Source organism: Bradyrhizobium sp. ERR14 (genome assembly GCF_014198235.1).
GTDB lineage: Bacteria > Pseudomonadota > Alphaproteobacteria > Rhizobiales > Xanthobacteraceae > Bradyrhizobium.
Window position 1 is genome coordinate 161073 of the sequence record NZ_JACIHD010000011.1, and the last position, 21298, is coordinate 182370.

Consider the following 21298-nt stretch of genomic DNA (forward strand, 5'->3'; position numbering starts at 1 on the left):
GCACGGAGGTTAGAGCAGGCGTGGACAACCCGCAATTGTCCACCTTGTCGCTCGAACGTCCTGCTTGCGGCGACCCGATGCGTCCTGTCGCGTCAGGACTTCACCGCACCTGCCGTGAGCCCGCCCACCATGTAGCGGCGGAAGGCATAGTAGATCGCGGCCGGCGGCAGTGCGTAGATGAAGCCGGTCGTCATCAACAGCTCCCACGGCGAGTCGTCGGCGGCGAGGAAGTTGCCGAGCGCGACGGGCAGGGTGATCTCGCGGTCGTTCGAGAGCAGCAGGAACGCGTAGAGATATTCGTTCCAGGCCAGCAGCACCGCATAGGTGCCGATCGCGACCAGCGAGGGCATCATCAGCGGCAGGTAGACCAAGCGGAAGATCTGAAGCGTCGTCGCACCGTCCATCACGGCGGCTTCGTCCAATTCGACCGGCAGCTTGTCGGAGGCCTGCTTGAGCACCCAGATCGCGTAGGGGCTGGCGATGGTCACCATCGCCAGGATCAGCGACCAGTGATTGTTGAGCAGGCCGTAATTGCCCATGGTGCGGTACATTGGCACGGCAAGGAATGCCGCCGGGATGAAATAGGTGAACAGCGCGAGATTCATCACGACCCGCCCGCCGGGCACCTTCAGCCGCGAGATCGAGAACGCCGCGGCGGTGGCGATGAACAGCGTCAGCACGCCGACGGATGCCGCGATCACCAGCGAGTTCCAGAACTGTATGTAGAAGTCGCGCAGGAAGTAGTGCTGCTGCTTGAACACGATTTCGAAGTTGTGCAGCGTGGGATGGTCCGGCCACAGCTTGCCGGAGAATGCGTCCTCCTTCGGCGAGATCGCGAACAGGAACATGTGGTAGATCGGAATCATCGTCCAGAGGAAGACGGGAATGCCGATCAGCAGCAACCGCGCTTCGGTTGCGACTTCGCGCAGGGTAGGGAGCTTCATCGCGACAACCGTTTCATCATGAAGTACACGAGCGGCAGGACGAACGGCATTGCGCAGACGATCGATGCCATGGCCAGCGAGAGCTGGTCGAGCCGGAGATAGCGGATGCCGAGGGTCGACAGCACGTGCGTGAGGTCGGCCGGGCCACCGCCGGTGAGCAGATAGACGCTGTTGAAGTCGCCGAGCGTCCAGATCATCGAGAGCAGCGTGCAGGTGACGTAGAGCGTCTGCATCGACGGCCAGGTGATGTAGCGGAATTTCTGCCACCAACTCGCACCGTCGACCTCGGCGGCCTCGAACAGATCGTGCGAGATCGCAAGGCGGCCGGTGATCAGGATCAGCGTCCAGAACGGCAGCGACTTCCAGATATGCACCGCGATCGCCATGGTCAGTGCCACGGTCGGATCGTTCAGCCAGTTCGGGCCGTCATCGCCGGTCAGGGAGAAGATGAAATGGTTGACCATGCCCCATTCGGGATTGAGCATGAACCGGACCGACAGGATGGTCGGGATCGACGGCACCGCCCAGGGCAGGATGAAGATCACCGAGAGCCATTTGATCCAGGGGCGCTGCACGGCGAAGAAGCCGGAGAGGAATAGCGCGATCAGCATCTTGATGTTGATGCCGATGACCAGGAAGATCAGCGTATTGACCGCGGCACGCGCGAAGATCGGATCGTTGTAAAGCGCGACATAATTCGACGGGGCCCGCGCCAGCCACAGCCCGTAGCCGACGGGATAGACGACGAAGGCAAGGAAAACGAGCAGATAGGGCGCAAGCAGCACGATGCCCCAGACCTGCGCCGGGGTCAGCCGCGACGACAGGGGCGGGGCGGGGATTGCCTGGTCGCCAGAGAGCGTGATCGCCATTCTTTTCGGACTCTTCAAAGAGATGCCGGCCGCGAAACGCGGCCGGTGTTGTTCTTATACCTCTCCCCGCACAGCGGGGAGAGGTAAAGGATGATTCAGCCCGCGACCTGCTTGATGCGGGCGATCAGTTCGTCGACGGCCTTGTCGACCGGAACCTTCTCACTGACGACGCGATTCATCGCCTTCGCCCACACGTTCTCGTTGTTGAGGATCGTGAACTTCCAGTTCTTGGTGAAGTCGAACGCCGCGGTGCCGCCCTTGAACTGGGTGTAGACGGCCTTGCGGTGCTTGTCAGCCTGCCAGAACGGGCTTTCCTGGCTTTCCTTCGTCACCGGGAACCAGCGGCCGAGCGCACCCTCGATGTAGGGACGGACGTTCTCTTCCTGGAGCAGGAAGCTGATGAACTGCTTGGCCTCGGCCTTGTTCTTGGCCGCGGTGAAGATCAGTCCGGTCTTGACGTCGGAGCGGTAGCGGATGGTCGAACCATCCGGCGCCTTCGGGAAGGACGCCGTCACGATGTCCTGCTCATAGGCCTTCTTGCCGGCTTCGCGCTGTTCCGGCGTGAGCGCCTGGTTCTGGGAATCCTCGAACCACTTCGCGGCGATCGAGATCGTGAAATTGTGGGTCATCACGATGGTTTTGTTGTGGAAGGCGACGTTGTTGTCGGGATCCTTCCAGGTCGTGGAGGACGGCGGCGTGCAACCCTTGATGTAGGTGTCGGTGTAATCCTTCATCGCCTTGATCAGGTTCTCGCGAACCTTGGGATCGTCGACCGTGAGCTTGCCGTCGTCGTCGACCAGCTTGACGTGGTAGGCGTCCATGAAGGTGTAGAACGACTGGAAGGCGTCGGTGGATTCCACGCCCATCGGCTGGCCGACGGCATAGATGCGCTGGCCGGTAGCTTTGCGGATCGCCGGCTGCACCTTGTCGCACCAGAACGTCCAGTAGCCGGTCCAGTCGTTCGGGATATCGGTGAGCTTGAAACCAGACTTCTCCAGCATGTCGTTCCAGATCTGGACGTGCATGCTCTGCTGCTTCAGCGGGAAACCGTAATAGGCCTTCTTCTTGGTGACGTCGTTATAGAGGATCGACGCATCCAGCGTGTTCTGCACGAACCGGCCCTTGATCGGCTCCATCACGTCGGAGAGATCCTCGAGCTTGCCTTCATAGGCCCACTTGCCCTGCGCCTGCACGTCATAAGAGTCGGAATAGGCGACATCGGGCACGGTGCCGGCATCGAGCGCGGCGACCGTCTTCGGAATCATGTCCTGGATCGCGTATTGCGACAATTCGACCTTGATGCCGGTCTTGGCTTCGAACTTCTTGATCGTCTCGATCAGCGCGTCGTCTTCGGAGCGATAGAAGCCCTTGCCCCACCACACCGTGATCGTCTTCTGCTGCGCAAATGCGGGTGCAGCGGCTGCAAACAGCCCGGCCGCAGCGACCGCCAGTGATACTGCGCCAATAACCTTGGATTTCACGTTTTTCTCCCTCAAACGGCCGGTCTTTTTAACCGGTCGTATAAAACACTAGCGCATGGCGTTAACCCGATCTAGCGGCATGTTGTCAGACATAGGTCGTGGGGACGGGCCTTGCGGAGATGCTTAACGCGTGCATCGATCCAATCGCCGCATCAATTCGCGGCAATCAATTCGCCTTGTGCGTTCTGGCTTCGCCGGGCCATCCGCGACGTCAAACGCCGGATCGCCGAAAGACCGGCTGTTGTAAGCGGTGCGAGCACCGGGTGCAACGTGGCAGGCACCCGCGCCACCGCCGCGGCGGTGGATCCAACATGCCTTTGAAGACATTACAGGGGCGATCCGAGGGGTTCCGGTTTGGCTCGGGAACAGTGTGGCGCCGTTCTGCGGGTGAATTGTCAGCGTCTGCGCTTTGGCCCCGTCGAAGTGGCATTCGAACTTGCCTCGGTTGATCGGGGCCGCGACCTGCCTTGCCCGCTCGTCCGCAATGGAGAGCGCCATGCTTCGAGCAGCATCTTGAGAAACTGGCTGGCATGCGGCGATAGCGTCGCCCCGCGCCTGCGCACGATTCCGATCGTCCGCGACACTTCCGGCTCGACCAGCCGAACGGTGTGAATGATCGGATGACCGGCGGCGGGCGTCGCGAGCCTCGGCAGCACGGCGATGCCCAATCCCTCCTCGACCAGACCAAGCGAGCCGGAGAGGTGCGCGACTTCATAGGACCAGTTCAGCTGCAGGCCCTGCCGCGCGAGCGCATTGTCGATCAGCGCGCGGTTGCCGCTGTTGCGACCGACAGTGATGACCCGGTGCGACACGATCTCCGACCAGCTCACCTGCTTGCGCGATGCTAGCGGATGGTCATGGCGGCAGGCCAGCACGAACGGGTCCTCAACCAATTTCTCGAATTCGATTTCGGCATGCGAAGCGCCGATGAAATTGATGCCGAAGTCGACTTCTCCGCGCGCGACCGCTTCCAACCCCTCATTGGCGCCGATGTCCAGAATGCGGATGCGAATTCGCGGATAGGCTTCGGCGAACCGACCGATCGCTCGCGGAAGAAAATAGAACACCGCCGTCGGCACCGCAGCCACGGAGACCAAACCCGAACTTCGCGCGCCGATATCATGGATGGCGAGCACCGAGGTCTCGAACTCGTCGATGAGGCGGCGGACCTTCGGCAGGAAGTCGCGTCCCGTCATGGTGAGATTGACGTGGCGCGTGGACCGTTCGAGCAACGGCGCACCAAGGCTTTCCTCCAGCTTCTGAATGCGTCGGCTGAGCGCCGGCTGGGACAAGTTCAGCGCCTTCGCGGTCCGGACGAAGCTGCCCATCTCCGCGACGGTGATGAACGCCTTGAGGTCGAGCAGTTCTGCGTTCATGCCAGGGCTCCATTATGTCGAACAGCGAAATAATACCTCAGATATTTGCATTTCACAAAATAGTTCGGACGGAGGATGCTCTGGTTCGGACGGGCATGTCGCCGAACGGAAGAACATCATGAACGATCAGATTGCCATTCCCTGTGTGGTCATGCGCGGTGGGACCTCGCGCGGACCGTTTTTCCTGGCCCGCGACCTTCCGGCCGACCCCAGCTCGCGCGACGCGGTGTTGTTGTCGGTAATGGGAGGTGGGCACGATCTGGGAATCGATGGAATCGGCGGCGGCAATGCCGTGATCAACAAGGTCGCGATCATCGGACCGGCAACGGTGCCCGGCGCCGATGTCGACTACCTGTTTGCCCAGGTGAGGGTCCGTGAAGGGATCGTCGATACCTCGCCGAACTGCGGAAACATGCTTGCGGCGGTCGGGCCATTCGCAATCGAAGCCGGCCTGGTCGCCGCTACCGCAGATCGCACCCATGTGCGTATTCATAATGTCAACACCGGCAAGCTGATCGACGCGACGGTCGCCACTCCGGGAGGACGGGTGACCTATGAGGGAGAAGCGCGGATCGACGGCGTGCCGGGAACGGCCGCGCCCATCGAACTGTCGTTCCCCAACGCCGCCGGCGCACGCACCGGCCGTCTGTTGCCGACAGGACGTCCGGTCGATCGCATCGGAGGGATCGACGTGACCTGCATCGACGCAGCCATGCCCGTCATGCTGGTCCGCGCGGTAGATCTCGGATGGACCGGCCGCGAGGCCCCTCCGGCCTTCGCCGACGGCGCCTTCCGCGGGCGGCTCGAACATTTGCGCATCGAGGCTGGACGCCGGATGGGTTTTCCGGATTCCGCGTCAATGGTGATTCCAAAGCCGGTTCTGATCGCGCCCGCAAGCGGGGCGACGTTGAACGTCAGGTACTTCATGCCGCACGACTGCCATAGCGCGCTGGCGGTGACCGGTGCCGTCGCGATCGCGACCGCCTGTGTGACGCCCGGGACGATCGCCGCAGAGATGGTTGGATCGCTGGCACCGCCGGTACCGATCACCCTCGCCCATCCCTCCGGCCGGCTCGTGGTTCGGCTCGAGCCCGGCCCGGTTGCCCGGGTGCAGCGGACAGCCCGGCGAATTCTCGAGGGCCATGTCTTCGCCCGTCGATCGCAAGTCCCTCATTCGGTCCTGGCGGCCTGAAGCCGGACCGCTTTTCAAAGCCGTCAAGAATCAGAGCCATGAAAAATCAGAGCCATGGGAGAAACGAGAATGCAGAAGCAAGCGCTGGTCGGGCCCGCGAACGGTGAGACGCGAAAACCATTCTACCGGATTCTTTACGTCCAGGTGCTGATCGGTCTCATGTTGGGCGTCCTCACCGGCCATCTCTGGCCTGAGTTCGGTGCCGCGCTGAAGCCCTTCGGCGACGGCTTCGTCAAGCTGGTCAAGATGATGATCGCGCCGATCGTGTTCTGCACCATCGTCAGCGGTATCAACAGCATCAGCGATTCGCGCGAGGTCGGCCGCACGCTGGTGAAATCCATGGCGCTGTTCTACCTGCTGACCGTGCTCGCATTGCTGGCCGGACTGGTCGCCGTGTCGCTGATCCAGCCGGGCGTCGGCATGCATGTGTCCGTCAGCACGCTGGATCCGTCGGTGGCCGCGAAATTCACCAAGCAGGCGAGTGCGACCGGATTTGCGGACTTCATGCTGCACATCATTCCGCATTCCTTCTTTGGCGCGTTTGCCGACGGCGAAGTGCTGCCGGTCCTGCTGGTCTCCATCCTGGTCGCCTTTGGCCTGAGCCGTGCCGGCGATGGGGGCGCCGTGGTGACGAAGGCCGTCGATTCCTTCTCTCAGGTCCTGTTTGTGTCCTTTGGCTTCGTCATGAAGCTCGCGCCGCTCGGCGCCTTTGGCGCCATGGCGTTCACGGTGGGCCGCTACGGCATTCGATCGATTGGCTCGCTCGGACTGCTGATCCTGACATTCTATATCGCCTGCTCATTCTTCGTGGTCGTCGTGCTCGGCACGCTGGCGCGGCTGAATGGCTTCAGCCTGTGGAAGACCATCCGCTACTTCAAGGAAGAGCTGCTGATCGTGCTCGGCACGTCATCGTCGGAACCGGCGCTACCCGGGGCGCTGCGCAAGCTGGAGCAGCTCGGATGCCGCAAAGGCGTGTCGGGACTCGTGTTGCCGATGGGCTATTCCTTCAATCTGGACGGCAGCGCCATCTATCTCACCCTGGCCTCCATCTTCATCGCGCAGGCCTGCGACATCCACCTGTCGTGGGGGCAGATCGCGGCGATGCTCGGACTGATGCTGCTGACGTCCAAAGGCGCGGCCGGCGTCACCGGCAGCGGCTTCGTCGCGCTTGTCGCGACCCTCTCCGTCATGCCGGATCTGCCCGTGACCGGCGTTGCGCTGCTCGTCGGCATCGACCGTTTCATGTCGGAAGCGCGGGCGCTGACCAGTATGATCAGCAACTGCGTCGCAGCCATCACCGTTTCGCTGTGGGAGGACGCTTGTGACCGAGAGGTGTTGGCTCGCGAACTGGGAGGGAGTGGCTCTCTCAAGGTCGCGGCCGGATCGAAGATCGGCGGAGGAGCCGTGCTGCAGGGGGACAAGGCCTGGATTTCGACGACGCAATCGGCCGCTTGACGCCACCTCCGGGATGAAATCGGCCGCACTGCTCGATTCGGGTTTGCCAAGTCGCCGGCATGTCGAGCTTGTTGAGCTCGGGGAAATCCGCGAAGGCTGCGTTGATCAGCCTAGTTGGATTTGGCGTTCTCCTTCACGTTCTCTTTGGCGTTCTCCGCCGTCGGCGCTTCCGCCGGTGGAGGACGCTTTCCGCTGCCGGTGATGCGCTCGATCGCAGAGCGCACGGCGTCGCCCCCCTTGCGATCCTTCAGCATGTCGAGCAGCGGCGCGGAGGCCGGCGAGCGGCGGATCAGGCTTTCCGGATCGGGGAAGATCAGGGGGTCGTCCCAGGGACCCTGCACCACGAATGGCAACTCGAATCCCGACGTGCTGTTGAGGCTCGCCACGCCCTTCATGTCGTATTCGCGCGTCGGCACCGAGGCGGTGCCGGTGAGCGTAATCTTGGCCGCCGGCCCTTCGACACGGATGTCCTCGGCGGTGGCGACCCCATCGGAGAATTTCACGGCGATGGTGAGATTGTTGTAAGGCGTCGAACCGTTGCGGAAATTGCCGCCGCCCGACAGCGGTCGCCGCTCCAGGCGTTTCAGCAGCTGCTCGGCATTGAAGCCCGAGATCGCGCCGTCATGACCGGTGACGGTGGCGCTGCCGTCGAGCGACTGCACGAGGCCGAACGGGCTCGAGCCCGAGGCGAAGAGCGACACGTTGATGTTGCCGCGACCGGATAGCTTGCTGAGGCCGAACAGTTCGGTGGCGCAGGCCTGGAGGTCGACGTCGGTGAACTGGAATTGCGCCTTGATGTCGGCGACGGTGTCGGAGCGCGCGATGCCGAACGAGCCCTTGGCGATGCCGCCATAGACCTGGGCTTCGCCGACCGAGAGTGCGAGCGTGCCGTTGCGCAGATTGGCGCCGATCGCGGTGCGGCCGAGCCTGGTCGGCCCGACCGTCAGCTTTGCTGCCGACAGCCGCATGTCGAGATCGGTCGTCGACAATCCGTTGAGATCGAACAGCTGCCTGTTCCAGTCCCGCGCGCCGCTCGCGAGCAGTCGGAAGGTGGAAATATAAGGCGTGAAGTCGAGCGCGTCGGCGGCGAGCGTCGCCTGCAGCGTCTGCCGGCCGTTATTGGCGTAGGTCATGACGCCCTCGGCGGCATTGCCGTCGAGCTCGACATTGACGTTGGTGAGCGCGATCGAGGCGCCGACGACGTTGGCGCGCGCCTTCAGCACGAAGCGGCCGAAGCCGCCGCTGGCGGGTTGCGGCTGCCCGGTCCAGCGCAGCGCGTTGCGCAAGGAGGGGCTGTCGATCGTCAGCGTGCCTTCCATCATCGGGCTGGTGCGGTTGGCGACGCTGCCGTCGAAAGCGAGCTTGAGCGGTGCGCTGGCGATCCGCGCCTTCAAGCCCGAGCGCTCGCCGGAGAGGGCGGCGACGAAGTCGGAAAAGCTGATCGAGCCGTCGACACGCTCGCCGCGCCAGTCGAACTGTCCGGTCGCGGCGAAGGAGCGCGAGATCGAAGGCCAGGCCAGCGACAGGTCGATGTCCTCGAACTTCTCGGTGCCGTGCGTGGCGGCGTCCTGGTAGTCGAGCACGCCGTCCTGGATCCGGATTTCGGAGAACGAGAGCTGGTTTTCAGCCCCGGGCTTCATGGTGCGCGCGATGGTTTGGATGAAGGGCGTCCAGTTGCTCTGGCCGTCCGGCTTCAGGCTGACATGGATGCGCGGCCGCAGCAGCGTCAGGTCGGCGATCTCGAACCGTTGCAGCAATAGCGGCAGCAGCCGCAGATTGGCGGTGAGCACGTCGACCTGGAGCGCGGGATCGCTGGTGCCGCCGCCCTTGAGGCCGACATCACGGAAGGAGATGTAGCTCGCCGGCAGCACCGAGATGTCGATTGCGCCTGCGACAGTGAGCTCGAGCCCGGTGACGTCGCGGATCTGCGCTTCGACCGCCTTGCGCAGCGCGTCGCGGTTGATGAGCCATGAGGTCGCGATCAGGGCGATCAGCGCGACGCCGAGCAGCGCCGCGATCGGCGTCCCGAGGCGCTTCATTCCTTGGGCCATGGTCAATGGCATGTCCTGATCGGGTTGGTCGTTGGAGCCAGGAGGGCGGGTCGGGAAACCTGCGTGCCCACGCCCAACCCCCGCAACTTGATGGGTTTTCTTGTCGCTTTCAAGGCCGCGGACGGTTCTGCCCACGGTGTGGGCAGCTTCTATCACCCGGCCGCGGTGCGGAGAACCCCGTATCATTGACGGCTTTGGAGGATTTCGCCTAATAATCGCCGCCAATAGGGCGCGCCGCCTCCAAGCCGAAGGTTCAGTCGAAGGTTATTTGCATGAACAAGGTCTATCCCGACGCCAAGTCGGCTCTGTCAGGCATTTTGAAAGACAACATGATGATCATGTCGGGAGGCTTCGGCCTCTGCGGCATCGCCGAGGAGCTCTCGGATGCGATCCGCGAGTCCGGCGTCAAGGGCCTGACGGTGGTCTCCAACAATGCCGGCGTCGACGGCATCGGGCTCAGCCGCCTCTTGGAAACCCGGCAGATCAAGAAGATGATCTCGTCCTATGTCGGCGAGAACAAGCTGTTCGCCCAGCAATTCCTCGCCGGCGAGCTGGAACTCGAATTCAATCCGCAGGGCACGCTCGCCGAGCGCATCCGCGCCGGCGGCGCCGGCATTCCAGCCTTCTACACCAAGACCGGCGTCGGCACGCTGATCGCCGAAGGCAAGGAAGTGAAGGAGTTCGACGGCGAGAAATATCTGATGGAACGCGGCCTGTTCGCCGACCTCGCCATTGTCCACGCCTGGAAGGGCGACACCGCCGGCAACCTCATCTACCGCAAGACCGCGCGCAATTTTAATCCGATGATGGCGACCGCCGCCAAGATCACCGTTGCCGAGGTCGAGCATCTGGTTCCGGCGGGTGAACTCAATCCCGACCACATCCACACGCCCGGCATTTTCGTGAAGCGCATCGTCGAGGTCGGCACGGCCAAGAAGCGCATCGAATTCCGCAACACCCGCCCGCGTACCGCCGCTTAAGCGTATCAGGAGACACACATGGCCTGGACCCGTGAACAGATGGCCGCGCGCGCCGCGAAGGAACTGCGTGACGGCTACTACGTCAATCTCGGCATCGGCATCCCGACGCTGGTTTCGAACTTCATCCCCGACGGGGTCGATGTCAGCCTGCAGAGCGAGAACGGCATGCTCGGCATGGGCCCGTTCCCCTATGAAGACGAGGTGGACGCGGACCTGATCAACGCCGGCAAGCAGACGGTGAGCGAGCTGCCCTCGACCTCGTATTTCTCGAGCGCGGATTCCTTCGGGATGATCCGCGGCGGCCATATGGACCTGTCGATCCTCGGCGCCATGCAGGTGGCCCAGAACGGCGATCTCGCCAATTGGATGATCCCCGGCAAGATGGTCAAGGGCATGGGCGGTGCGATGGACCTCGTTGCCGGCGTCAAGCGCGTCGTCGTGGTGATGGAGCATTCGGCCAAGGACGGCTCGAAGCTCCTGAAGAAGTGCAACCTGCCGCTGACCGGCGAGCGCGTGGTCGACATGGTCGTCACTGATCTTGCCGTCTTCACCATCGACAAGCACGGCGACGGCGGCATGGCTCTGATCGAGCTCGCCGACGGCGTCACGCTCGATGAGGTCAAGTCCAAGACCGAAGCCGAGTTTCGCGTGGCGCTGAAGAACACGTAGGGTCTTCGAGAATGGGGCGCGTATGACGATAAGGTCAGCGCGTCCCGAGGACGCTGCTTTCATCGCACGAACCATCCTGCACTCGATGCGCGGCTACCGGCCGCGGGGCTGGTTCGACGTGTCGCTCGGCTGGCCGGAAGCAGAGTGCCTCGATTTCATCGCACGCGTCGCCGTCGCACGCGCGGTGTCGATGTGGCATGTGTCGCAGTTCCTGGTCACCGAAATCGATGGCAGGCCTGCTGCTGCACTTTGCGCCGTGCCCGCGGCCGGCACCGGACCTGCGGCCTGGCGCGCGCTCGAAGAGGTCGGTCTCTCAACTGGGCTCACGGCGTCAGAGCTGGACGCCATCCGCCGGCGCGGCGCCTATTCGCGGACTTGCTGGGTCCAGGGCGGCGAGGGCGACTGGATGATCGAGCATGTCGCGACCGACCCTGCCTATCGTGGCCGCGGCCTGATGCAGGCGCTGATCGCGCACGCGCTGGACAAGGGGCGGGCGGCCGGGTTTGCCCGGACGACGATATCGTTCCTGATCGGCAACGAGCCCGCCGAGCGCGCCTACGCCAAGGCCGGATTTGTCTTTGCGGAGGAGAAACGCGATCCCGCGTTCGAGATGATCATCGGAGCTCCAGGCTTTCGCATGTTCGCGCGCGCGATTTGATCACGTCATCCCCGCGCAACCGCGAAGCGGTTGTCGCTGAGGTGCGAGTGGTGCGATGCAAGGCATCGCACCGGGAGCCTCGAAGGATGAGCGGCCGCGATGCAGCCGGGCCTTCGCCCTTCGAGGCTCGTCCTGCGGTAGACCGCAGGACGAGCACCTCAGGGTGACGGTGATAGAGTTGAGCGAGTTGCCGCAATGACGGAAGAGCGACCTATGACCTCACCGCCCACACCTTGCTCCACCGCGCCGACACGCTCGCGACCCAGGAGGTCTCCTCGCGCACCAGGCGGAAGCCGAGATTGGCGGGCGGCACGCCCTGGGCGCAACCGCCGGCGCGGGCGTCGCGGATGAAATCGGTGACGTAGGCGCGGTGGGCGCCCTCGGCGACACGCACGCCGCAGTTCACCGTGGGTCGGCCGGCATTGCCGGCGGCGTCGACGCGCGACCGCACGAAGCAGGTCGAGGTCCATTCCCAGACGTTGCCGGCGAGATCCTCGACGCCGTGCTCGTTCGGGCCGAACTTGCCGAACGGATAGGCCGTGGTGTCGGAAAGGTCGCGTTCGGACTCGCGCTCATAGCGGCTGATCCAGCGCTTTGAAGGATCGTCGGCATCGACAGCGACGCCGTCGTCCTTGAATCTGGAGCCTGCTGCAAAGGCCCATTCCGCATCGCTCGGCAGGCGGTAATGGTGGCCTGTCTTGCGCGACAGCCAGCCTGCATAAGCCTCGGCATCGTGCCAGTTCACCTGCACCGCGGGACGATCGGCAGCGACCGTGACGTCGCGATCGAGCGCGCGGCAGGCGCCCTCCTGCACACAGAGCTGATAATCGGATGAGGAGACCTGATTTCGCATGATGTGGAGCGGCCGGTCGACGCGCATCGCGCGCAGCGGCGCTTCCGCCTGCTGCCCGCCGCGCGTGAAATCGCCGGCCTCGCGATAGGATAGACTGCCCGGCGCGACCCTCACGATCGCAGGCTCCGTCGCGGTGCCGCGGACCGTCATGTTCGAAACCAGCGGCGCCATCGCGATCGGTCCGGCGAGCCCGGCGGCGCAGGCGAGGGCCAGTTTGAGCTTGAATGCGATCAGCATGGTCATTCCCCGAAGAAAGAAGGGGCCGGTGATGACCGGCCCCTTGTCGCGTTTAGTTGGTGTTGGCAGCCGGTATTTCGGCGGGCGCCTTCACCTGCATCATCAGATCATCGTTCCACTTGCCTTCGACCTTGAAGTGCGCGGTGGCGCCGAGGTCGGCGGCTTCGATCAGGTTATGCGTGACGTAGGCGTAGATGCCGGGCTGCTGGAATTTGTACAGCGCGGCTCCCGCCGATCCGCCGCGGATGAACCAGGTCTCGAGCCCGACTTCCGGCGCATTGCCGAACTTGCCGGTCTCCCAGACGTAGTCGCCATGGCCGCCAATCAGGTGCGGACGGCTGTCGCGGTTGGCTTGTGAATGCACGATCAGCACATTCTCGCCGACATTGGCCGTCAGCGCGTTCTTGCCGGTCAGCGCACCGGCCTTGCCGTTGAACACGACATGGGTCGGGATCAGCTTTTTCATCACCTCTTCGGTCTCGGTGAAGGCCTCGCCAGGCGATTCGTAGGACTTGAAGTTGCCTTTCTCGTCGCGGGGCACGTACATGTCCTGCTCGCCGATGTAGTAGACCTTGTCGTATTTCAGCGCGCGGCCCTTGCCGTCGTTGAGGCCGTCACGCGGCAGCACCATCACGGCGCCGTTCATGCCGGAGACGACGTGCCAGGGGATCATCGGGCCGCCCGGGGCGCAATGGTAGACGAACACGCCGGTCTTGGTTGCCTTCCAGCGCAGCACGACTTGCTCGCCGGGATTGACCAGAGTGAGCGCGCCGCCACCGAGCGCGCCGGTCGCGGAATGGAAGTCGATGTTGTGCGGCATGGAGTTGGTCGCAGGATTGACCAGCGTCGTTTCGACGTAGTCGCCCTCGTGCACGACCATCAGCGGACCCGGCATAGAACCGTTGAAGGTCATGGCCTGGAAGGTGGTGCCCTTCTCATCGATGACGACCTTCTTCTCCTCGATCGTGAGTTTGAACTCGATGATCTTGGGGCCTTGCTTGGTCGCCTGCTCGTGCGCATGCACGAACGGCGGAGCGACCAGCTCTACCTTTTGACGCGGCAGTTTGAGATCGTCGCCAGCCAAAGCGGGGGTCGCCAGCATCAGAGCTGTCGCGGCGGCGCCGATCAATGCGACTCTGCGGGTGAACATCGGAAGCATCCTTCATCTGGAAAGGTTTTGATGACGGATGCAGTGTGCGCCTATCTCGGCAAGAGTGTTTGCGCTGCGACAAGGTTTTGCCGGATTCGGCTCCGCTACAGTACTTAGGTGCCTTAGCGGAGCAGAATCGGCGACACGACGTTGACGACATCCTTTGGCGTGATGCGGATGTCGAGGCTGAGCGACCAGCGGCCTGACAGCGGTGCCGACATTCTGACGCGCCACTGATCGTTACCGACGCGTTCGGCGTTTGCGGTGATCGGCGCCACGCCATGCTCGGGATTGCCGAGTGTGACCGCGACCGCATCGGCACTCAGCGGCAACTCGTTCGCATCTTCGAGCTGGATCGCGATCTCGACCGGACCGGCGCGCCCGGGCGAGACCGTGACGTTGGCCATGGCCTTTTCAGCATGGAGATGCGTGAAGAAGCTCTCGTCCGCGTCGGATGTCGCGGCGGCAGGGACCGCCGCCTGCTCCGCGCGATGCGCAGGCTCCGCGGCCGCCGTGGTCGCCATGCTTTCGGGAGCCTGTGCGCCGATGGCCTGCACGTCCAGCGTCACTTTCACCGCGCCGGCGTGCTCGAACGACAGCGTCACGGGCATCTGGTCGCCGGCATGAAGCGGCACATCGAGACCGATGAACATCAGGTGTCCGCCGCCGGGCGCAAGCGTCACGATCTGTCCGGGAGCGATGACAAGTCCCCTGTCGAGCGCGCGCATGGTCATGACACCGTCGTTGACGGTCATCTCGTGGATCTCTGTTCGAAGCGCATGCGCGGCCGATGCGGCCTGCAGTCGCTCCGGCGCGTGGCCCCGGTTCTCTATCGTCAGATAGCCGCCGGCGACCTTGGCTCCGCCGGGCGTCGCCCGGCTCCAGGCCCTGGTGATGACGAGGTCGCCGCTGGTCGTGTCGGCCGCGAAGGCCGGCACCCCGGCAAGGCATGTCAGGACGACCGCGCCGGCGAATGCACGCTTGGATGAGATCATGGTCGAGGCCTTCGCGAAGACGCCACTAGAAGAGAGATGTGGCAAGCCAGACCGTTGCCCAGATCGCCAGTGACAGCACGACGAAGATGGCGATGGCTGCGGCCAGAGCGTGCACGGTGCCGGCCGGGGCCGCTGCGAGCGGGGCCGGCCGGAAGTCGTCGAAACGCGGGATATGGCCGCGGACGTCGAGCAAGGAAAGAAGCAGTTCGAGTGCGAGAAGCCTCATGGGCAAACGCTCCGGATGGCGTGCGAATTGGCATGATCATGGCCCCGAAATGGCCGCTGCGCTTTGCGCGAGCGCAATGTCTGCGGCACCCCCGGCCGACTTTGCGCAAGCGCAAGGTTACCCCCTCGGATCCGAGGTAGTGGGGTGTATTCCGTGATTTGCCGTGGTCTGCACACGGCGGAAATTTACGAATGGGTAAGACATGAGAGCTGATCTTGCGGCGAGCTACGGCGAAGAACGATTGCCACGCTACACGAGCTATCCGACCGCGCCGCATTTTTCGACGGCGGTCGGATCGGACGCCTACGCCCGTTGGCTGGCGGAGCTGCCGGCGGGCGCCAGCGCGTCACTCTATCTCCACGTGCCGTTCTGCCGCGAGATGTGCTGGTATTGCGGCTGCCATACCCAGATCGTGCGCCGCGACGAACTGATCGCCGGTTATCAGCGGACGCTGCGCAACGAGATCGAGCAGGTCGCCGAAACCATCGGCCGCCGCATCAAGGTGGAGCACATCCATTTCGGCGGCGGCACGCCGACGATCATGCAGCCGGAAGCTTTCGCCGAGTTGATGGCGACGATGCGCCAGAAGTTCTTCGTGCTGCCCTCGGCCGAGATCGCGGTCGAGATCGATCCCCGCACATTGACCGCCGACATGGTCGATGCCATGCGGCTCTCCGGCGTCAACCGCGCGAGCCTTGGCGTGCAGAGCTTCGATCCCGTGGTGCAGCGGGCGATCAACCGCGTGCAAAGCTTCGAGCAGACGGCTTCCGTGGTCGACATGCTCCGGCGCGCCGGCATCGAGGGACTCAATTTCGACCTGATCTACGGGTTGCCGCACCAGACCGTCGCGTCGTGTCTGGATACCGTCCGGCGCAGCCTCACGCTCGCGCCCGACCGCTTCTCCGTGTTCGGCTATGCTCATGTGCCAAGCTTCAAGAAGCACCAGCAGATGATCAACGAGGCTGTGTTGCCGGACGGCCTCGCGCGCCACGACCAGGCCTGCGCGATCGCGAATGCACTGAAGGAGGCCGGTTACGTGCAGATCGGGCTCGATCATTTCGCGCGGCCCGGCGACTCCATGGCCGTGGCCTTCGAGGAACGGACGCTGCGGCGCAATTTTCAGGGCTACACCACTGACAAGAGCGAAGTCCTGCTCGGTTTCGGCGCCAGCGCGATTGGGCATTTGCCGCAGGGTTACGTCCAGAACGAGGTGCAGATCGGCGCCTATGCGCAGAGCATCGCCGCCGGCCGTCTCGCCACCGCCAAGGGCTATGGGCTCACCGACGACGACCGGCTGCGCGCCGACATCATCGAACGCATCATGTGCGAGTTCAGCGCCGATCTGGGCGACATCTGCGCGCGCCATGGCGCGGAGGCGGCGGCGATGCTGAACTCGGCGGCACGTCTGAAGCCACTGATCTCCGACGGCATCGTGAGGTTGGACGGCAACCGCCTCGCAGTCGCAAAAGATTCCCGCTTCCTGGTCCGCAGCGTCGCGGCCGCGTTCGACGCGCATCTCAATCCGGCGAAGCAGCTGCACAGCCGGGCTGTGTAGCTGGTCATTCCGGGCCACGCGAAGCGCGAGCCCGGAATCCATTCCTCCATGTCATCCGCTGCACGATGGATTCCGGGCTCGCGCCAAAAGGCGCGCCCCGGAATGACGGCGGAGGAACGGGCGACAGCTTGCGCTCCAACAAAGAAACTCAGGTCACCTCCGTTATCGTCGTGTCGGAACGGAGTTGCCCATGTCTTTCGGATCCGACGATCTGGTCGATGACATCATGCGTACCGCGCCGCACACGATCCGCGTGTTTCTGGCCTTCAGGATGGCTTGTGTCGGTTGCCCTATCGCAACCTTCCACACGGTGGATGATGCCTGCCGCGAGCATGGCATCGACCGCGACAAATTCCTCGCCGCGTTGTGCGATTGCGTGCCGGCGTGAAGCAGTCTCGAATTCGCGCGGGCGCGCGCGGATTCCCGGGTGAGGGACGGCTTTCGCCGTAAGCGGAAGCGCCCCTCACCCCTATCTCGATCCCTATCCTGGTCCCTATCTTGGGCGGAGACGCCCCGGTGCGGCTGTGTCACGCCGCGCCGCTGTCGGCGCTCCGCTCTGCCAACACGACGATCCTGTGCGGATCGCGCAGGATGATGCGCTGACGGCCGCTCTCGACGAGCCCTTGGCTCTCCCAGCCGCTCAGGATGCGGCTGACGGTGTGCAGCGTGGTGCCGGTCATCTGCGCGATGTCCTGGCGGCTGATCGGGAAGTCGATCTCGATGCCGTGGTCGAGCTTCTTGCCGGACTGTTTGGCGAGACGCAGCAGCGCATGGGCGACGCGCTGCTCGACCTGCTGGGTCGACATTTCCAGGATGCGGGTGTGGCTCTCCTGGAGGCGCGCGCCGACGGTCTGGAGCGTGTTGGCGGCCAGCGAGGGAAATCGCTCGACCAGCCGCGGCCAGGCCGAGGTTGGCCATATCAGCACCACGCTGTCATCGACAGCGATCGCGGTCGCGGGATATTGCACGGCTCCGATCGCCATGGCGAGCCCGAACGTTTCGCCGGGCGCGACGTAGCGGACCACGATCTGCTCGCCGGTCGGCGTGGTCTTGGCCGCGCGGACATGGCCGTGCAGCAGCAGGAAGAAGGACTGCGCATCCGCCCCCTGCTCGAAAATGGCGCTGTTCTTGGGATAGCGCGCCGAACGGGCCTCACGCAGGATCTCATCCAGAGCTTCCGGCGTGACCCCGGCAAACAGCGGCAAATGCGCAACCAGCGATGTGTCGACCTTGGCCATTCTGCCTCCTTGGCATCAGGGAGTGTGATGGCACCTGCAATCGTCCGATAGTTTGCGATAGCGCAAAACGGGACGGCTGAGTGGCAGTATTTTTCCAGACAACGGACTGAATTTTATTGGAGTTGACCCCATGGCTGGCGCCCGATCCCGCAACTTTGAGGGCTGGCCGCTGTTTGCGAACAGTTTTCGGCCCTTTTTCCTGCTCGCCGCGATCCAGGCGGGGCTATCGATCCTGGCCTGGCTGCCGATGTTCTACGGTGAATTGTCGGTGAGTTCCGCATTCGCGCCGCGCGACTGGCACGTCCACGAGATGCTCTATGGCTTCCTGCCGGCTGTCATCACCGGGTTCCTGTTCACGGCCATCCCGAATTGGACCGGGCGGCTGCCGATCCAGGGCACCTCGCTGGGGGCGTTAGTGATGGTCTGGCTTGCCGGGCGTATCGCGGTGACGTTGTCGGCCGATACCGGCTGGGCGTTTGCGCTTCTCGTCGATGCCGCCTTCCTGGCGCTGGTCGTCGCCGCCGCGGCGCGCGAGATCATCGCAGGCGGCAACTGGCGCAACCTGCCCGTGGTGGCGCTGGTGTCCGTTCTGCTCGCCGGCAACGTCGCTTTTCATCTCGAGGCGCACTACCAGGGCGCGGCCGATGTCAGCATCCGCGTCGGCATCGGTGTGGTCATGCTGCTGATCTCGCTGATCGGAGGCCGCATCATTCCGAGCTTCACCCGCAACTGGCTGGTCAAGTTCAATCCCGGCCGCCTGCCGGTGCCGTTCGGACGCTTCGACGGCGCGGTGATCGGGTGCAGCGCGCTCGCGCTCGTCTTCTGGATCGTGGCGCCGCTGAATGTCGTCACTGGTGTCCTGATGGCGCTAGTCGGCGGGCTGCATCTGGTGCGGCTTGCGCGCTGGGCCGGTGATCGCACGTTTGGCGAGCGACTGCTGGTGATCCTGCATATTGGCTACGTCTTCGTGCCGCTCGGCTTCATCCTGCACGCCGTCGCTGTTTTCGGAGCGCTGCCGCCAAGCGCCGGCATCCACGCCTGGATGGCGGGCGCGGCGGGAACCATGACGCTGGCGGTGATGACCCGCGCGAGCCTCGGCCATACCGGACAGGCGTTGACCGCTTCGCCGGCGACGCAGGCAATCTATGCTGCGATCATCATCGCGGCCCTGGCCCGGGTCGCCGCCGTGGTGTTGCCCGCGCATAGCGATGTGTTGTTGCACATCGCCGCCTGCGGTTGGCTCGTCGCGTTCCTCGGATTTGCCGTCGCGTTCGGCCCGCTGCTCGCCGGCAGCCGGCGGCGTGCCCTCGCCACGATGGGCGTGCCTGCTACGGCGCGCTGATACTCAAGCTGCGGTCGCCGAGGGCGCATCGGGCGGCGGCGTCGGAGGCCGAACGCCTTTGCGCCAGTCGGTTATGGTGCAGCCGAACCGGCCGCGGAACCAGCGTGCCATGGCGCTCTGCGCGGAGAAGCCGAGCTGCATCGCGATGTCAGCCAACGGCCGGCCGGGGTCCTCGATCAGCTGGATCACGAGATCGGCACGTTGCGCATCCAGGATGGCCGAAAAGCTGGTGCCTGAGGCAGCGAGGTGGCGGTGGATGGTGCGGCGGGTGCAGGCAAGATGCTCGGCCACGCGCTCGACCGTACAGTCGCCGCTGGCGAGCAAGGTCCGTACTACCTCGTCGACCTTCCCCTCCCAGCTTGCGGGCCGGGTTTCGATCGCCTCGATCCGCTTGCGCAGATAGCTTGCGATCAGCGGATGCGCGCTCGGGATCCGGCGCTCCATGTCGCGCGCCGAGAGCAGGATCGCATCGTGCTCGGCGTTGAAGGTCACGCGGCAGCCGTAAAATTCGCGGTAGCGCTTGCGATCGCGCGGCGGCGGGTAATGCAGCTGGACCTCCTGCGGCCGCCAGTCTTGGCCATGCAGCGATTGGATGATGCGGTGGATGCTGCCGAGCGCCATGTCGATCGCCTGGCGCGGCGCGCTCGGCCGCCTGCCGCGCAGGTGCAGCGTGACCGTCACGATCTGCCGGTCGCGCGCAACATCCACCCGCATGCCGTCATGATGGATGTGGATAAAGCGCGAAAATGCGTCGATCGCCTCGCCGACAGTCGCCTGTTCGCGCACGATCAGGCCGACCGCACCGAAATTGGTCAGGCCGCCACGCTCGGCGAGACGCAAGCCGAAATCTTCGGCGCCGGAGGCCTCCGCCGACAATTCGAGCAGACGGCGCAGGCCGGCGACGGCAATGGGCGTATCGGGCTTGTCGAGGCAGGCCAGCGGCAGCCTGGCCTTGCGCATCATCTGTTTGGGATCGAGCCCCACCGACCGGGCGATCTCCGGGTAATAGCTCAAGCCTGCGCTGCGAACGAGGTCGGTCATGCGAACCGTTCCTGCCAGCCATTCCCGCAGATGTCCCGAAATGTAAAATTTCTGTCTCGATCCGTCAAATCCAGGAACCGGCCGGAACATACATAGGGGAAACCGAAGCACTGGCGTGAATGCCGTGCTCACGACGACGCGGCAGGGCGATGCGGCCCGCTTTCCGTCTCGGACCCATTTGACCAAGACATTGCTGGATCGGGATTATGCCGGGGAACATGCTTTCCAAGGGCGAGGTATTCGTCATCGACACCGACGCTGCCTCCCGCGAACAACTTTCGACCGCGCTCCAACAGAGCGCCTATGACGTGATCTGCTTCGCTGACGGTGCCTCACTCCTGTCCGAAGCAAAGGCACGCATGCCGGCCTGCGTGCTGATGGAGCTGCCACCCGATCGCTCCGGCCTCGACATGCTCAGGCGCCTGCGCGAGGAAAATTGCATGGCGCCTGTGCTGGTGACCTCGGCGAATGGCAGCATCGCCATGGCAGTCGACGCCATCAAGAGCGGCGCGACCGACTTCATCGAAAAGCCTTTCCGCACCCACGACATCATCGGCCGGATCGATGCCGCCATCGACGAATTCGCGCAGCCCGGCACGAGCCGGCAGCGCTGGCTGCCCGGCTGCGAGCCCTTGACCGAGCGTGAGGGCGACGTGCTCGAGCACCTCGCGGCCGGCCTGACCAACAAGGAGATCGCCCGGCGCATGCATCTGAGCGCACGGACCGTCGAGGGCTATCGCGCCGGCGTCCTGAAGAAGGCCGGGGCCAAGAACGTGACCGATCTGCTCCGCCGCATCTTCGGCCAGGGGTAGCCCACCCAGGCCTGAGGCCTGCCGCGGGCGATACGTTCCGCAGCCTTGGTGCCGCCGCGGCGGCGCCCCACGGAAACCCCAATCGAACCAGTTCCTTCCCTGCCGCGTCCAACCATGTTGGCGAGGCATTTGATCGCGCGCGTCCGGCTGGCGGCGCGGCGATACGGCAGGAGG

20 protein-coding genes are annotated in these 21298 nt (G+C 64.2%); 9 read left to right on the plus strand and 11 right to left on the minus strand.

Annotation, left to right across the window (positions count from 1 at the left end; genetic code table 11):
- Nucleotides 1–92: 92 nt before the first annotated feature.
- From GGD62_RS27240 to GGD62_RS27255, 4 genes are all read right to left on the minus strand, one after another.
- Nucleotides 93–944 (minus strand): carbohydrate ABC transporter permease, encoded by an 852-nt coding sequence (locus GGD62_RS27240; protein WP_018317827.1) that lies wholly within the window; start codon nucleotides 942–944, stop codon nucleotides 93–95.
- A complete protein-coding gene (locus GGD62_RS27245) occupies nucleotides 941–1813 on the minus strand; it encodes a carbohydrate ABC transporter permease (protein WP_018317828.1) in 873 nt (290 codons plus the stop codon). The genes GGD62_RS27240 and GGD62_RS27245 overlap by 4 nt, the downstream gene beginning before the upstream one ends.
- Before the next feature lie 95 nt (nucleotides 1814–1908).
- Nucleotides 1909–3294, minus strand: a complete 1386-nt coding sequence (locus GGD62_RS27250; RefSeq protein WP_092254779.1) for an ABC transporter substrate-binding protein — start codon at nucleotides 3292–3294, stop codon at nucleotides 1909–1911.
- 395 nt (nucleotides 3295–3689) lie between these two features.
- Complete coding sequence (locus GGD62_RS27255; protein ID WP_183236209.1) at nucleotides 3690–4670, minus strand: LysR family transcriptional regulator; 981 nt, start codon at nucleotides 4668–4670, stop codon at nucleotides 3690–3692.
- Nucleotides 4671–4788: 118 nt separating this feature from the next.
- Here GGD62_RS27255 and GGD62_RS27260 point away from each other — a divergent pair, with 118 nt between their 5' ends.
- Nucleotides 4789–5862 carry a 4-oxalomesaconate tautomerase gene (locus GGD62_RS27260; protein WP_183711168.1) on the plus strand — a complete coding sequence of 358 codons (1074 nt, stop codon included), beginning with the start codon at nucleotides 4789–4791 and terminating at the stop codon, nucleotides 5860–5862.
- A 69-nt stretch (nucleotides 5863–5931) separates the two neighbouring features.
- On the plus strand, nucleotides 5932–7317 hold the full coding sequence (gene dctA, locus GGD62_RS27265; protein ID WP_183711170.1) for a C4-dicarboxylate transporter DctA: 1386 nt from the start codon (nucleotides 5932–5934) through the stop codon (nucleotides 7315–7317).
- A 110-nt stretch (nucleotides 7318–7427) separates the two neighbouring features.
- On the opposite strand, the gene GGD62_RS27270 is transcribed toward dctA, so the two are convergent.
- Nucleotides 7428–9368, minus strand: coding sequence for an AsmA family protein (locus GGD62_RS27270; protein WP_018317832.1), 1941 nt, complete (start codon nucleotides 9366–9368; stop codon nucleotides 7428–7430).
- Between the two features lie 272 nt (nucleotides 9369–9640).
- Here GGD62_RS27270 and GGD62_RS27275 point away from each other — a divergent pair, with 272 nt between their 5' ends.
- Genes GGD62_RS27275 through GGD62_RS27285 form a run of 3 tightly spaced genes read left to right on the plus strand, consistent with a single transcriptional unit; the run spans nucleotide 9641 to nucleotide 11675 of the window.
- Nucleotides 9641–10348: a CoA transferase subunit A gene (locus GGD62_RS27275; RefSeq protein WP_018317833.1), complete on the plus strand. Its 708-nt coding sequence runs from the start codon at nucleotides 9641–9643 to the stop codon at nucleotides 10346–10348.
- A gap of 18 nt (nucleotides 10349–10366) precedes the next feature.
- On the plus strand, nucleotides 10367–11017 hold the full coding sequence (locus tag GGD62_RS27280) for a 3-oxoacid CoA-transferase subunit B (RefSeq protein WP_183711172.1): 651 nt from the start codon (nucleotides 10367–10369) through the stop codon (nucleotides 11015–11017).
- 22 nt (nucleotides 11018–11039) lie between these two features.
- Entirely contained in the window at nucleotides 11040–11675 is a 636-nt protein-coding gene (locus GGD62_RS27285) for a GNAT family N-acetyltransferase (protein ID WP_018317834.1), read from the plus strand.
- Nucleotides 11676–11886: 211 nt separating this feature from the next.
- On the opposite strand, the gene GGD62_RS27290 is transcribed toward GGD62_RS27285, so the two are convergent.
- From GGD62_RS27290 to GGD62_RS27305, 4 genes are all read right to left on the minus strand, one after another.
- Nucleotides 11887–12765, minus strand: coding sequence for an SUMF1/EgtB/PvdO family nonheme iron enzyme (locus GGD62_RS27290; RefSeq protein ID WP_092254928.1), 879 nt, complete (start codon nucleotides 12763–12765; stop codon nucleotides 11887–11889).
- Between the two features lie 52 nt (nucleotides 12766–12817).
- A complete protein-coding gene (gene nirK, locus GGD62_RS27295; RefSeq protein ID WP_026201913.1) occupies nucleotides 12818–13915 on the minus strand; it encodes a copper-containing nitrite reductase in 1098 nt (365 codons plus the stop codon).
- Between the two features lie 122 nt (nucleotides 13916–14037).
- Nucleotides 14038–14910, minus strand: coding sequence for a copper chaperone PCu(A)C (locus GGD62_RS41895; RefSeq protein ID WP_183711174.1), 873 nt, complete (start codon nucleotides 14908–14910; stop codon nucleotides 14038–14040).
- A gap of 25 nt (nucleotides 14911–14935) precedes the next feature.
- A complete protein-coding gene (locus GGD62_RS27305; protein ID WP_183711176.1) occupies nucleotides 14936–15136 on the minus strand; it encodes a hypothetical protein in 201 nt (66 codons plus the stop codon).
- Between the two features lie 202 nt (nucleotides 15137–15338).
- On the opposite strand from GGD62_RS27305, the gene hemN reads away from it, so the two are divergent.
- Nucleotides 15339–16691 carry an oxygen-independent coproporphyrinogen III oxidase gene (hemN, locus tag GGD62_RS27310; RefSeq protein ID WP_018317838.1) on the plus strand — a complete coding sequence of 451 codons (1353 nt, stop codon included), beginning with the start codon at nucleotides 15339–15341 and terminating at the stop codon, nucleotides 16689–16691.
- 190 nt (nucleotides 16692–16881) lie between these two features.
- A complete protein-coding gene (locus GGD62_RS27315; RefSeq protein ID WP_018317839.1) occupies nucleotides 16882–17079 on the plus strand; it encodes a DUF1858 domain-containing protein in 198 nt (65 codons plus the stop codon).
- Nucleotides 17080–17218: 139 nt separating this feature from the next.
- Here GGD62_RS27315 and GGD62_RS27320 read toward each other — a convergent pair whose 3' ends face one another.
- Complete coding sequence (locus tag GGD62_RS27320; protein WP_018317840.1) at nucleotides 17219–17929, minus strand: Crp/Fnr family transcriptional regulator; 711 nt, start codon at nucleotides 17927–17929, stop codon at nucleotides 17219–17221.
- A gap of 130 nt (nucleotides 17930–18059) precedes the next feature.
- Here GGD62_RS27320 and GGD62_RS27325 point away from each other — a divergent pair, with 130 nt between their 5' ends.
- The gene (locus GGD62_RS27325; RefSeq protein WP_183711178.1) at nucleotides 18060–19271 is read left to right on the plus strand and encodes an NnrS family protein; all 1212 of its coding nucleotides are present in this window, start codon (nucleotides 18060–18062) and stop codon (nucleotides 19269–19271) included.
- Between the two features lie 3 nt (nucleotides 19272–19274).
- Here GGD62_RS27325 and GGD62_RS27330 read toward each other — a convergent pair whose 3' ends face one another.
- Nucleotides 19275–20312, minus strand: a complete 1038-nt coding sequence (locus tag GGD62_RS27330; protein WP_183711180.1) for an AraC family transcriptional regulator — start codon at nucleotides 20310–20312, stop codon at nucleotides 19275–19277.
- Nucleotides 20313–20518: 206 nt separating this feature from the next.
- Between GGD62_RS27330 and GGD62_RS27335 the strand changes: the two genes are divergently transcribed.
- On the plus strand, nucleotides 20519–21124 hold the full coding sequence (locus GGD62_RS27335) for a response regulator transcription factor (protein WP_092254816.1): 606 nt from the start codon (nucleotides 20519–20521) through the stop codon (nucleotides 21122–21124).
- Nucleotides 21125–21298: the final 174 nt, after the last annotated feature.